The sequence below is a fragment of the Xanthobacter wiegelii genome, from assembly GCF_043193855.2.
GTDB lineage: Bacteria > Pseudomonadota > Alphaproteobacteria > Rhizobiales > Xanthobacteraceae > Xanthobacter > Xanthobacter flavus_A.
Window position 1 is genome coordinate 90400 of sequence record NZ_JBAFUY020000003.1, and the last position, 13471, is coordinate 103870.

General features: G+C 62.1%; 13 protein-coding genes. 8 read left to right on the top strand and 5 right to left on the bottom strand.

Annotated elements, in window-relative coordinates; translation table 11 throughout:
• The first annotated feature begins 6 nt into the window (after positions 1–6).
• On the top strand, positions 7–2058 hold the full coding sequence (locus tag V5F63_RS26115) for a bifunctional DedA family/phosphatase PAP2 family protein (protein WP_394071841.1): 2052 nt from the start codon (positions 7–9) through the stop codon (positions 2056–2058).
• Between the two features lie 511 nt (positions 2059–2569).
• Positions 2570–3079 (top strand): cytochrome b, encoded by a 510-nt coding sequence (locus tag V5F63_RS26120; protein WP_394040788.1) that lies wholly within the window; start codon positions 2570–2572, stop codon positions 3077–3079.
• Positions 3080–3152: 73 nt separating this feature from the next.
• On the opposite strand, the gene V5F63_RS26125 is transcribed toward V5F63_RS26120, so the two are convergent.
• Positions 3153–4592 carry a sensor histidine kinase gene (locus tag V5F63_RS26125; protein WP_394071840.1) on the bottom strand — a complete coding sequence of 480 codons (1440 nt, stop codon included), beginning with the start codon at positions 4590–4592 and terminating at the stop codon, positions 3153–3155.
• Between the two features lie 2 nt (positions 4593–4594).
• Complete coding sequence (locus tag V5F63_RS26130) at positions 4595–5251, bottom strand: response regulator transcription factor (RefSeq protein ID WP_394015656.1); 657 nt, start codon at positions 5249–5251, stop codon at positions 4595–4597.
• A gap of 429 nt (positions 5252–5680) precedes the next feature.
• Here V5F63_RS26130 and V5F63_RS26135 point away from each other — a divergent pair, with 429 nt between their 5' ends.
• From V5F63_RS26135 to V5F63_RS26145, 3 genes are read left to right on the top strand one after another with little or no spacing between them, the layout of a single operon-like run.
• A complete protein-coding gene (locus V5F63_RS26135) occupies positions 5681–6283 on the top strand; it encodes a LemA family protein (protein ID WP_394015601.1) in 603 nt (200 codons plus the stop codon).
• An 11-nt stretch (positions 6284–6294) separates the two neighbouring features.
• A complete protein-coding gene (locus tag V5F63_RS26140) occupies positions 6295–7029 on the top strand; it encodes a TPM domain-containing protein (protein ID WP_394015602.1) in 735 nt (244 codons plus the stop codon).
• Between the two features lie 14 nt (positions 7030–7043).
• The gene (locus V5F63_RS26145; protein ID WP_394015603.1) at positions 7044–7613 is read left to right on the top strand and encodes a hypothetical protein; all 570 of its coding nucleotides are present in this window, start codon (positions 7044–7046) and stop codon (positions 7611–7613) included.
• Between the two features lie 160 nt (positions 7614–7773).
• On the opposite strand, the gene V5F63_RS26150 is transcribed toward V5F63_RS26145, so the two are convergent.
• From V5F63_RS26150 to V5F63_RS26160, 3 genes are all read right to left on the bottom strand, one after another.
• Positions 7774–9177: a bifunctional enoyl-CoA hydratase/phosphate acetyltransferase gene (locus V5F63_RS26150; protein ID WP_394015604.1), complete on the bottom strand. Its 1404-nt coding sequence runs from the start codon at positions 9175–9177 to the stop codon at positions 7774–7776.
• A 63-nt stretch (positions 9178–9240) separates the two neighbouring features.
• Complete coding sequence (locus V5F63_RS26155) at positions 9241–9615, bottom strand: hypothetical protein (RefSeq protein WP_394015605.1); 375 nt, start codon at positions 9613–9615, stop codon at positions 9241–9243.
• A 425-nt stretch (positions 9616–10040) separates the two neighbouring features.
• Positions 10041–10511, bottom strand: a complete 471-nt coding sequence (locus tag V5F63_RS26160) for a hypothetical protein (RefSeq protein WP_394040778.1) — start codon at positions 10509–10511, stop codon at positions 10041–10043.
• Between the two features lie 263 nt (positions 10512–10774).
• Here V5F63_RS26160 and V5F63_RS26165 point away from each other — a divergent pair, with 263 nt between their 5' ends.
• Genes V5F63_RS26165 through V5F63_RS26175 form a run of 3 tightly spaced genes read left to right on the top strand, consistent with a single transcriptional unit; the run spans position 10775 to position 13424 of the window.
• Positions 10775–11455, top strand: coding sequence for an RNA polymerase sigma factor (locus V5F63_RS26165; protein ID WP_394015607.1), 681 nt, complete (start codon positions 10775–10777; stop codon positions 11453–11455).
• A 4-nt stretch (positions 11456–11459) separates the two neighbouring features.
• Entirely contained in the window at positions 11460–12203 is a 744-nt protein-coding gene (gene phbB / locus V5F63_RS26170; protein WP_394015608.1) for an acetoacetyl-CoA reductase, read from the top strand.
• A gap of 33 nt (positions 12204–12236) precedes the next feature.
• Entirely contained in the window at positions 12237–13424 is a 1188-nt protein-coding gene (locus V5F63_RS26175; protein ID WP_394015609.1) for a thiolase family protein, read from the top strand.
• Positions 13425–13471: the final 47 nt, after the last annotated feature.

A 13471-nucleotide genomic window follows, 5' to 3' on the forward strand; every position in this document is an offset into this window, starting at 1 on the left:
CGTCGGATGATGACGTCCTTGGTCCTAACGATAGTCGATTTCCTGACGGCACATCGGCATGTCGCCTATCTGGCGGTGTTTCTCCTAGCCCTTTCGGAGTCGATCCCGATCATCGGTGCCGTCATACCGGGTACGGTCGGGATCCTGGCACTCAGCACCTTAGTACCGAGCGGCGCGTTGGTGCTCTGGCCGTTGCTGGCTGCCGCCACGTTTGGCGCCGTCGCCGGTGATGGAGTTTCGTTTTGGCTAGGGCATCGATACCACCGCGAGATTCTTGGCCTCTGGCCATTGAACCGGCATCCGGGACTGATCGAGCGTAGCGAATCGTTTTTCACCCGCCACGGCGACAAGAGTGTTTTTCTCGCACGCTTCACACCGGGCGTCCGCGCCTTCGTTCCTCTCCTCGCCGGTGTGCTGGGAATGCCGGTCCGCCGATTCTACGCCGTCAATGTCGCATCGGCGCTCGCCTGGGCTCCGTCGCATATTCTGCCCGGCGTATTCGTCGGGGCCGCCTTCGGCATTCTCGGCACGGCCGCCAAGCCGCTCGCCGTCCTTCTGGTCGTTCTGGCCGCAGTGGGTTGGGTCATTCTGCATATCGTGCGCTGGACGTTGCGTCGCGGCATACCCCTTCTCATCATTGGTGTGGAACGGCTGCGGGGCTGGGTCGGCACCCGCGACACCTGGCTCAGCCGCAATCTCTCCAGTTTGCTCGACCCAGAGCGGCACGAGGCGCGGACTCTCGCATTATTGACTGTTCTGCTCGTCGGCGCGGCGTGGCTTTTCTTCGGTATCCTTGAAGACGTCGTCAGCAGAGATCCGTTGGTGCTGGCCGACAGCGCTATCTACCGCGCTCTCCAGGATCTCCGCACGGCGCCCGGCGATGCGGTAATGATCGCCATCACTGAACTTGGGGATACCGTCGTCGTCGTGGCGGTCACTGTCATCGTCTTCCTGTGGCTTGCCTGGAAACGGGCATGGCGCACGGCAGCCTATTGGTTGGTTGCGATCGCCGGCGCCTCGGCGCTCAATACCGCGATCAAAATGGCACTGCATCGAGCGCGGCCCGGTGATCTGCACTACTCAGGCTGGAGCGCGTTTTCCTTCCCCAGTGGTCATAGCACAATCAACTTGGTTCTATACGGTTTCCTCACCTTCCTCATCGCGCGTGAGTTTCGCTCGGCACTGCGCGTATCGGTCGCTCTCGGCGCGGCAACCCTGATATTTTTGATCGGATTTTCACGCCTTTACCTCGGTGCGCACTGGCTTTCCGACGTGCTCGGAGGCCTGGCATTCGGGTCTGCATGGCTGGCGCTGCTCGGGCTGTCCTATCTGCGGCGGAAAGTAGAACGCGTTGAGCCGGGCGGCCTGCTCGCCGTCGGATGTGCGGCGGTTGTCCTCGCCGGTGGCTTCAACATCTACCGCAACCACGCAACGGACAGCGATCGCTATGCCGTCAAAAGCGTGCTGCCGACGATGGCCGCCGCCGAATGGTGGGCATCGGGTTGGCAGCAATTGCCAGGTAGGCGGATCGATCTTACCGGCGAGGTGGAGGAGCCGCTGACCTTCCAGTGGACCGGTAGCCTGCGGGACCTGCAAGACGCCTTGCTGCGGGATGGGTGGCACACATCAGCGGCCTGGGAGCTCTTGAGCGCCCTAAGCTGGCTTACCCCATCGGCGGACCCCGCCAATCTTCCGGTTGTTCCTCTCTTCGCCAGCGGGCGTCTTCCCAGCCTCACTCTCATTCGACCCAATAGCGTTGGTACACCCACCGCGTCGCGTCTCGTGCTCCGACTGTGGGCCGTCGACCTCGAGCTCACAAATGGACAGACCGCTCCGCTCTGGATCGGATCGGTCGTCGAGGAACGCCTCTATCGTCCCTTTTCGCTCGTCTCGGTGGCCTCGACGCAGACTGACGTCAATGCGCCGCGACAAGTCCTGGCAGGGTCTCTCGGTGGGGGACGTCTCGTTTTGCGGGCTGTCGAAATGACCGATGCTGATTGGGATGGGCAAGTCCTGTTGGCTCGCCAAGGCGAGGCACCAAAGACAATTTCCGATTGATCGTAGCGCGTCTGCTCAACCGTCGTTCAATTCGGGGCAGAATGCATCCAGTCGGCGTTGGCGCCGTCGCGTGAACGGCGGCCACACGGAACAGCGCCTCGATCAGAGGACATTCCGGCAGTGTGCCGCTAGCGCATCGCACAACCACGTTCTTGAGCATCCACTCCATACACCTCAAATCGGCGATCTTCGCGTGCACGTTGGGGAAGTGCGTGGCGGTGAAGGTCGCCCAGTTTGGCCTCGACGTTCTATGAGCATCAGCATGCACAACCTGCCGTACCGCCCTGGCAACTCTGAGACGCCTCACGTCCTTCGTCACACCTTCGCCAGCGGAGCTGGCGCCTTCGGGTTTTCCGAGCTTACGATCGCGGGGCTACTTGGCCATTCCGCTCGCGGCGTCACGTAAGGCTACGTTCATTTGGACGCTGCGCTTGAGCTTCAGGTGGGTGTCAGCTTGGTAGGGTCTAGTTGCGCCGGCAACAATCCTATGGAAAGACAGCCGAGGCGGCACATGGTTCAGCGTTACTCGAAATTCATGATCGTACTGCATTGGCTGACGGCGATTTGCGTGGTGGTCGCCTGGTTCCTCGGCGAAGGCGGACCACAGATTCTGAAGAACCCTCCAACAGTACACTTCGCGTTCGGTCTCGCCGTGCTGGTGCTCGTGGTGCCGCGGCTCATCGCGCGGCTGGCCGGCGGTGCTCCTCGGCTCGACCCACGCAGCGCTCCCCTGCTGCAGCTTGCCGCCAAGGCCGGCCATGCCGTGCTCTATGCGTTTTTGATCGCCATGCCGCTTTCGGGATGGTACGCCGCCTCGGCGCTAGGCATCCCAGTTACCGTGTTCGGAGTGACCCTGCCGGCCCTAACGGCACCGGTCCAGCAACCTCCGGGTATCGTCGCGGACCTCCACAGCAACGGCGGAACCGTGTTTCTCGTTATCGCCGGTCTCCACGGTCTCATGGCGCTGTACCATCACTTCGTCCTGAAGGACGATACCCTTCGCCGCATGACGCCGGCTTGAATCCTGCTCCATCATCGTCCGCGAGAGGTCGGCGGAAAGCCGGCTGTCGCTCCAGTGCGTGGCCGCAAGCTTTTCAACGTTTCGCCGATACCTGCGGTGGTAGGTGATGCACCGGCAAGTCGTCATCGACGGTACCCACGACCGCACTACGGCAATGGACGGCCACTTTTTCCGAAGGCAACTCGTCCGGCCATTGGAGAATGGCCTCGAAGCCATCCTTCCTCTCGATCGCGGGCGAACGGAGCGTCAGGCTTCCACCCGTCTGGTCCATGATGGAGCGGACGATGGACAGGCCGAGGCCCGTTCCCTTGGCCGATGTGGAGCCGCGCCTGAAGGGCTCAGCGATCCGCGCCAGCGTTGCTCCGGGGACAACCGGCCCCGCATTGATCACGCGAACCTGTCGGCCCGGCCCGGCGATAACCTCGACCAAGCCATCCGGCGCACCATGGATCAGGGCGTTCTGGATCAGGTTGCGCACGGCGATGGCGAAGGCATCAAGGTTGATCCGGCCGACGAGGGCCAGTCCTTGCGCAACCTGCAATCTCACCCGTGACTGCGTCCTCGATGCCACCTGGAAGTCCCGCACCACCAGACGCAGAGCCGGGAGAAGATCGGAGGCCGACTCCGCCTGCGCGAAGCCCGCATCGAGGCGCGAGAGCTGCAGCAGCTTTTCGGACAGTTGCGCCAGGCGCCTCAAGGAGAACTCGACCTCCCTCAGACGCCGGCCGGCCGGCTGGTCGCCGAGTTCGATCGCCAATTGCTGCGTCTGAGCCAAGGCTCCAGCGATCGGCGTTCGTAATTCGTGGGCGCTGCTGGCCGCAAACGCCCGCTCCGCATCCAGTGCCGCGCTAAGGCGCGTGAGCAGGCTTGCCACCGCCTCTGCGATGGGCGCGAGTTCCGCAGGCTGTCCGTCCGACGTCAAAGGCGACAAGTTCCGGCTGCCGCGCTGCGAAATGTCGTGCGTCAACCGCTCGACGGGACGCATCCCCAGCCGGATCGCGATCCAGATGCCGCCCCCGACCAGCGGTATTAGCCCGGCGAGCGGCCACAGGATTGTAGCCAGCGCTGCCCTCAAAGCCGCGCGGCGGTGCTCCGTGCGCTCGACAAGGACGATCGAGAATCCGGATCGGGGGTCCGTCTTCGAAAACAGGCGCTTGCCGTCGACATCCGAGAAGCCGGCCGAGACGAGGACCGGCGGCGAGATGTCCGGGGCGTCGTCCGTCCGCAGAACCATGGCGCCATGCTGATCGATCAGGTAGTAGGTGAAGTAGGCTTCGTCCTCGTCGCGATCGGAACCCCGCACGCGATCCAAGCCATATTTGTCACCCTCGCCGATTTCATGAACCGCCAGCGGCAGCAGACGAAGCGCACCCTGGCGCAAGGATTGGTCGAAAGCCTCGTTGATCTGAGCATACATGACCGTGCCGGCGAGGCCCGCGGCTCCGATCCAAAGCACGGCCATGGTCGCCGAAAGACCGGCGGCGAGGCGCCAGGCTATCGAAGGACGCGCCAATCTCAGCTTCCCGCCTTGTAGCCGAGGCCCCGGACGGTGCTCACGAACTCCCTGCCGAGCTTCTTGCGCAGACGGCTGACATAGACTTCGACGGCGTTGCTGTCGATTTCCGCGCCGAATTCATAGAGTGAATCCTCGATCTCGCTCTTCGTGACGACGGCGCCACGATGGCGGACGAGCCGTTCCAGCACCGCCCATTCCCGCGCGGTGATCCCGGCATCCTCGCCCGCCACCGTGACCAGCCTCAGGGCCAGGTCGATCGAGACAGGGCCGATGTCGATGGCGGGGTTCGGATCGCCGGTGTAGCGGCGCGTCACGGCGGAAATCCGCGCGATCATTTCGCTGAGGTCGAACGGCTTGACCAGATAGTCGTCCGCCCCCGCGTTCAGCCCCTCGATACGGACGGCGATCTGGTCCTGTGCCGTTGCGATGATGACGGGCACCGGGTTTCGCGCGGCGCGCAATTCGCGCAACAAGGCCAGACCGTCACCGTCGGTCAGCCCGAGGTCGAGGAGGATCAGCTCATACCCGACGGTGGCCAGGGCCAATCGCGCGTCGTCGATCCGCTGCACCCAGTCGACGCCGTGGCCGTTTGACGCGATGTGATCGCGGATGGCCGTGCCCAGCACCTGGTCGTCTTCGATCAGTAATATGCGCAAGGTCTCTCCCAAGAAATTGCCTTGAGCAAATACCATCCTATGCTGACGTGAAGCTGAAGGACTATATCAGCTCTCTCCAAAATGGTGTGGGTTTAGCAACGTCTATTGGCGCCGCAACAATAGCTCGAATCTTGCCATGGACGTCGAAGCGATAGCGCAATTCTTCGGGACGGCGAGCATCTGTGCGATTGGCAGTCGATGTGTACGTGTCACAAGACACATCGGATGCTGAGGTTCATCGCGGATGAACACTGTGCGCGGCCAAAGCGCGGTTCCTTAATCAGGATCAAAGATTCCCAACAAGCGTACCACCTAAGGTCAAAAACTCGAAGTCTGAGCGCTCCCGGGAGCCAAGGCTGCATCAGACGAAAAATGCCTGGCAATTCCGCCATCCCTGGATCGCCCTGTCGTCCGGGAGGAGACAATAGAATGAGCCATCCGATTGCACGCTTGGCCGCTCGCGTCGGCGCGGTCCTCCTTCTTGCGATCGGCCTCGCCGGCTGCGGTATCAACGCTGTGCCAACCCAGGATGAGCAGGTGAAAGCTGCTTGGAGCGAGGTGCTGAACCAGTATCAACGACGCGCCGATCTCGTTCCCAACCTGGTAGAAACGGTGAGGGGCTATGCTAAACAGGAGCAGACGGTGTTGACGCAGGTCACCGAGGCTCGTGCGCGCGCCACCCAAGTGACCTTGCCGGCGGACATCCTCACCAACCCGGACGCCTTCCGTCAGTTCGAACAAAACCAAGCATCTCTTGGCGGGGCCTTGGGACGCCTTTTGGCTATCAGCGAGCAATACCCCGATCTCAAGTCGAACCAAAATTTCCTAGCGCTTCAATCGCAGCTCGAGGGCACGGAGAACCGCATCGCCGTCGCGCGGCGCGACTATATCGGCACGGTGCAAACCTACAACACGACCTTGCGCACCATTCCCAGCCGATGGATCGCAGCTATCCTTTATCCGAACGCCAAGGTGAGAGAAACCTTTACGATCGATGAAAAGGCGCAAGAAGTGCCGCAAGTCAAACTATGATCCGCCCCCGCATGCATCCGCAGGTCGCATGGCAAGCACTTCTCGCAGGGCTGGTCTATGTATTGCTTGCCACCGCGCTCTACGCAGCGCCGGTTTTTCCACCCCTCACCGGTCGCGTCGTGGATGACGCAGGTATCCTTTCAGCTGAAACGCAGCAAAAGCTGACACAAATGCTGGCTCAGCATGAGGCGCAGACCGGGAACCAGATTGTCATTGCAACGATCAAATCACTTCAAGGCTATTCCATCGACGACTTTGGCTATCAGTTGGGCCGCGCCTGGGGGATCGGACAAAAGGGTCAGAACAACGGTGCATTGCTGTTGGTAGCGCCGAACGAACGCAATGTGCGGGTTGAAGTCGGCTACGGCCTGGAGGGTCGGCTCACCGATGCACAGAGCAGGCTGATCATCGAGAATCTCATCCTGCCCGAATTTCGGAAGGGCGATTTCAACACCGGCGTTCTTGTCGGGGCAACGACGCTTCTGCGTGTTCTGGGCGGCGATGCGTCTGCCCTGCCCCAGCAAACCGAGCAACGAAAGAGCCAAGACGAAGACGGTAGTGGAGGCGGAAGCGTCATCGCCATTATCGTCATCATGTTCATCTTCGGCCGTTTCTTCTGGCCTCTGCTGTTCCTTGGCGGATTCCGCGGACGGCACGGGGGGCCCGGGCGTGGCGGCTTCTCGCGCGGCGGGTTTTCCGGCGGCGGAGGCTCGTTTGGTGGCGGGGGAGCATCAGGACGCTGGTGATGAAGATGAAATGCATGTCCGACGACGACAGCCGACGCCTACACGAGCTTATGACGACCGTTGAACGGCGCACTGGCGCACACTTCGCGTTGGTGGTCACTCCGCTCAGCGATCGGTATTTGCTTTTTCCGCTGATATGGGCGGCTGCAGCCGCCCTTGCAGTCGGAGGCCTATTGGCGATCTTCTGGCCGCTATTGCCACTCCCCATCGGCTTTCTGATCCAGGCGGGGACGTTCGCGAGCTCGGCTCTGATCTTTGATTGGTTGCCTCTACGTTTGTTGCTCGTGCCTGGCCGGATCAAGCGCGAGCACTGTGTCGGCTTGGCCCGTCGTGAGTTTGCGGCACGGATCCTGGCCGACCACGAACATCGTCCCGGCATGCTGCTCTTCGTGTCCTTGGGCGAACGCCATGTTGAGATTTTGGCCGACAACGCCCTCCACACATGCGTCGGCGAAGCCGCCTGGAACAGGGCCATTGCCACCTTCATGACAGCGCCGAAGCCCGGCAATTCGATTGCGGATGGCCTCATCGGCAGTATAGAAGCCTGCGCCGCCACACTGGAAATGCACTATCCACGGGCGTAGATGGCGAGCCGCGAATGTTGAGTGAAATGCATGATCAAGCTCTGGAAGCACGCACGAACAGACATTGCTCGTAGCTTCATGTCGAGGCCCGCCGGTTTGAATGAGACCGACTTGGATCGCTAGATCAAAGATCCGACATCTTGGACCATGATTGCGCCTGTCACGGCCGGATACCGGCCCTATAGCGGGCGAGCAGAAGCGCGATGGCACAGGAGGCCAACCGCGCGGCCGTCGTGCCTGCACGGCTGGTCAGGATGATCGGGACACGCGCGCCCAGCACGATGCCGGCGACTTCGGCCTCGGCAAGATATTCAAGCTGCTTCGCCAGCATGTTTCCGGCCTCGAGGTCAGGCACAAGGAGGATGTCTGCTTGGCCCGCGACGGGAGTGATGATGCCCTTCGTCGTTGCCGCATCGATGGAAACGGCATTGTCGAACGCGAGCGGGCCGTCGAGGAGCGCGCCGGTGATCTGGCCGCGGTCCGCCATCTTGCAGAGAGCTGCGGCGTCGAGTGTCGATGGAATCTTCGACGACACCGTCTCGACGGCCGACAGGACGGCTACCTTCGGCGTCGCGAGTCCCAGGGCATGAGCCAAGTCGATCGCGTTCTGCACGATGTCGCGCTTGTCGTCGAGATTGGGATTGATATTGATCGCCGCGTCGGTGATGAAGAGCGGGCGTGGATAGCGTGGCGCGTCGATCGCGAACACATGGCTGACCCGCCGCGCGGTCCGCAGTCCATGATCGCGATCCACTACGGCGCCCATGAGTTCATCGGTGTGCAGCGCCCCCTTCATCAAGGCCCCGACCTTGCCGGCACGCGCCATCGCGACCGCCTGTGCCGCCGCAGCATCGCTGTGCTCCGTTGGGACGATTTCAAAGGGGGACAGATCGAGCGCAGCTTGCTGAGCAGCGGCCCGAATCTTTGCCTCAGGTCCGACCAGGATGGGGACGATCAGCTTCTGTTGAGCAGCCTCGATCGCGCCGAGTAGTGATGTCGTATCGACGGGATGCACCACAGCCGTGCGAATTGGCTCAAGACCTTGGACCAATTTCATGAGATGGCGATGCCAACGCCCTTTCTCGACGAACTCTACCTCTGGCAGAATCGTGCGCTGGCGAGAGATTTTCTCCGTTGGCGCGATCACATCTGCAATTCCACTGATGACGATCTCACCGAGCTGATTGACCGCCTTGCAGTCGAGAAGGACGCGATGCCCGTCTTCAATCTTTTCGGCGACCCGCACGGTCACCGTGATGGTGTCGCCGAGACCAACTGGGCGATGGAAACGAAGAGTCTGGCCAAAATAGACGGTGCCTGGGCCTGGCAGCTCGGTGCCGAGAATGGTCGAGATAAGGGCACCGCCCCACATGCCGTGTGCTACGATCTTGTGAAACAGATCGCTCTTGGCGAACGCTTCATCGACATGAGTGGGATTGACGTCCCCCGACATGACGGCAAAGAGCTCGACGTCCTTTCGGACGAGCGTATGGACGATGCTGGCGGTGTCACCGATCCGAATCTCGTCGAACGTCCGGTTTTCGATCGTGCCCGTTTGGTTCATTCCGGCCTCTGAGGTTCTCTACCCGTATTGGAACCAAGCCGAACGGTCCGGGACCTCTGCGCCCTAGCAGCCATGTCGGTGGTGCTGGGGATGGTTGTCGTCGCGCTGGTTATCGATCGCTTGGCCCGAAGCAGCCATCCCGGTCAGATACTTTTCGGGATCGGCCTCGAACGCCTCACGGTTTTCGCGGGACTCGAAATAGTAGGCGCGCTCCCGATAGACCGAAGATATCGACGAACTGCCGCTGACAGACTGCCGGCTTACGGGATCAAGAACCGACCGCGGACCGGCTCCAGCGTCGGATGGTGGGCCGTCTTGCCCGCTTCCGTGGCTGTGGCTTGCCGATCGGCCCATTCCGCGGCCGCCCATGCGGGTCATGAAGAAGAATGCGCCAATTGCAAGTGCGATCCAGATCCAGTTCTGGGAGATCCAATCCATGTCTGCCTCCTGTCGACTGAGGCACTGAGGAAAGCTGAAATCGCAGTGAGAGCTTTGCCGCAGGTTAAAGATCGCCACTTGCGCCGTGCGAAGCGCCGAAGGAAATCGCAGCGCGCGCCGTGAGGGATTGCAAGCCCGCGGTCTTGCGTTTGTCTTGGCGCTCCCGATCAGTGATGTAGTCTTGCATCATAGTGAGCCTGTTCGTATGGCCGGCGTCGACCCGTCCAGCGCCATCGGGCCCCGCAATCGGCCATATGCGCTGGCCCTGTACTATTGTGGAGTTGATATTCTTCCGAGTGGAAATGCATCCGTTCCATTTGAACGACTCGCTGCGGTTTCACCTCTCTGACCGGCGTAGTCACAAATGGCAGCGCCTCGTTCATCGACATGACCGACGCGCTCGATCGATCACTTCACAGTCGCTATTACTGATGCCGTTCTTCGAATTCCACCTTGATGTCCTGCGCCCGGTCCCGCAGGCGAATTGTCAGGCTGATCCGAAACGGTCCATTGCCCTGCATTTCAAAGTAGTTGCCGTAGCTTTCGGTGCCCGCGATCTCCATCGGATTGAGGTTCTTCTGGCTCCCAGCAAGTCCGATTTCGGAGACGCGGGCCGAGACGTCGGCGCCGGTGAGACGGCGTCCACTCCTGACGTCGAAGAGTGCAACAACGATATGGAATTGCCCGCGGGCCATCGGCTGCCCGCCATGCATGGAATTCTCCGTGTGGCCTTGCGGATGACCGCGGACTAATTCCGCCGGCAGGATTCCCATATAGATCTGGACCTCGCCGACGACTCTGCTGTCGCCGCTAGGGGCCGCCATTGCTGTGTGGACCAATCCGGAAAGCAGGATCAGACCCAGCGCCACCCCGACTCTCATTGCTCGCATGGTCATTTGCTCTCCCACCGCTGGCCAACGACCTAAGATGGTGCACGACGTGCCGGCGAGAGTTCGGTCCGTTCCGATCCCGCCAGGACATCAGCCCATCGCGGCGAAAAGGCTGATATCCGAGACGGATTCGTAGCGACGACCGGCAACAGAAAGCTTGATCTGCGTTAAAGAACGTGGGCGGTCGCGGCCGTAACGTTAAATCCTGTCTGGTTTTGGCAGAGACGTCTCAAGAGGACGTTTCAACCGTTGAAAGATCTGGCTAGACGATGACCAACAGGCGTGAGACGAATGCTCAGCATTCGGGCAGTGATCCGGAAGGAGAGGACGCCGCAAAACCAGCGGACGCGGCTGTACGACGAGCGCTTGTCGAGGCACGCGAGGAGTTTCTGGTCTTTTTGCATCATCGGGTGGGCAGCCGGGACGAGGCTGAAGAGTTGTTGCAGCAGTTCTCGCTCCGGGCGATCGAGCGCGCCTGGCAATTGCGGGACGTCCGCACGGTCCGCGGTTGGCTCGGGCGCATACTGGCGACGACACTCGTCGATCACCAGCGACGCGCCATCAGGCGGCGTCGCCGGGAGGTCGACATGGAGCAGTCGGACGTCGAGAACCTGGCGATCGAGCCGGATCGAGAAACCGATGAGGCCGTCTGCAGCTGCCTCCATAAATTGCTGCCGACGCTCAAGCCCGAATATGCCGATGTCGTCTGGCGCTCCGACATTCTTGGCGAGCCGCGGGATCGGATCGCCGCGAGCCTCGGCACCACGCTCAACAACATCGCGGTCCGGCTTCACCGCGGGCGCCAGGCGCTCCGCAAGAGGCTCGAGGAAATGTGCCTGACATGTCCGGTCCACGGCTTCCTCGATTGCCGGTGCGATGAGGCCGAGCGCATTCGCCGGCGAGCTCGGGGCCTCGCTGACGAGACCGAGACGCCGCCTGAGAACGGATAACACAATGAATGCAGATGACCTCACCAAGCGCGTGGCGATCATCACCGGCGGAACGCGAGGGATCGGCGCCGCGATTGCGCGTCGCTTCAAGAATGCGGGATACGCGGTTGCGGCCGTCTACCACGGAAACGCGACAGCGGCCGACGCGTTCTCGGGCGATACCGGTATCCCAGTCTACAAATGGGATGTTGCCGATTTTGACGCCTGCCAGGATGGCGTGGCCAGCGTGGCGAACGACCTCGGCGGACCGGTTGAGATCCTCGTCAACGATGCGGGCATCACCCGCGATGCCATGCTGCACAAGATGACATCTGCCCAGTGGGGCGAGGTCATCGCGACCGACCTCACCTCCTGCTTCAACATGTGCCGAGCAGTCATCGGCGCCATGCGTGATCACGGCTTCGGCCGGATCGTCAATATTTCCTCGATCAACGGTCAGAAGGGGCAGCTTGGTCAGACCAACTATGCAGCCGCGAAGGCTGGCATCCTTGGTTTCACCAAAGCGCTCGCGCTCGAGACGGCGTCGAGGGGCATCACCGTGAACGCGGTCGCGCCCGGCTACATCACGACGGACATGGTCGGTGCCATGTCTGAAGATGTTCTCGCAAGGATCGAGGGGCAAATCCCTGTCGGGCGGCTGGGCAATGCCGACGAGGTCGCACGCATCGTCCAGTTCCTGGTGAGCGAGGATGCGACGTTCATCACCGGCTCAACGGTCACCGCCAATGGCGGCCAGTACATGGCATAGGGCCACCCCCCGGGAAATCGAAAGGACATCCACATGGCACAGTCGAACGTCGTGCTCTGCACCCCGGTGCGGACAGCCATCGGCACGTATGGCGGAACGCTGAAAGACATAGGCGCCCCCGAGCTCGGGGCCGCCGTGATCAAGGAAATATTGATCCGCGCGAAGATCGCAGACGGTGCGATCGGCGCCGTGGTGATGGGGCAGGTCGTCCAGGCCGGCGCCAAGATGAACCCGGCGCGGCAGGCGGCGATCAAGGCCGGCGTTCCGGCCGGCGTTCCGGCGATGACCATCAACCGGGTGTGTGGTTCGGGTGCGCAGGCGATCGCGACCGCCGCGCAGGAGATCATGCTCGGCCTCGCCGAGAGCGCCATCGCCGGCGGCATGGAGAACATGGACCAATCGCCCTACCTGATGTCGGGCGGACGGTGGGGCTACCGCATGGGCGATGCCCAGATCTACGACAGCATGCTGCGCGATGGCCTCAACGATGCCTTTTCCGATCACCACTCGGGCTTGGTGACCGAGGACCTCGTCAGCAAGTTTCAGGTGACGCGCGAGGCGCAGGACCGCTGGGCGGAGCGGACGCAGCGGCGCTTTGGCGCGGCGCAGGCGGCCGGCAAGTTCAATGCCGAGATCGCGCCGATCGAAATCCCCGGTCGCAAGGGGCCGACGATCTTCGACAAGGATGAGCACAACCGCCCGGACGCAACGCTGGAGTCGCTGGCCAAGCTGAAGCCGGCTTTCCGCAAGGATGGAACCATTACCGCCGGCAATGCACCGGGCCTCAACAGCGGCGCCGCGGGCATGATCGTTGCGGATGCCCGCTGGGCCGAGAAGCACGGCCTGACGCCGATGGCTCGTCTTGTGGCCTTCGGGGTCGGCGCGGTCGAACCCGGCCTGTTCGGTCTCGGGCCGGTTCCCGCGGTTCGGCAGGCCTTGGATCGCGCTGGCTGGACGCTCGGCGACGTCGAGCGCGTGGAAATCAACGAGGCCTTCGCGGCGATCGTCTTGGCGCTCATCGGAGAGCTCGGGCTCCCGGAGGACATCGTCAATGTCGAGGGCGGCGCCATCGCACATGGCCATCCGATCGGTGCGACAGGAGCCGTGCTGACGACCCGCCTCCTTCACGCGATGCACCGGGACGGTCTCCGCCGCGGATTGGTGACACTGTGCATCGGCGGCGGTCAGGGGGTCGCTTTGGCGCTTGAGGCTCTCCACTGACCGCGAGAGCGTAAAAAGCGACCCATCGCAGCAAATCGAATGTCGCG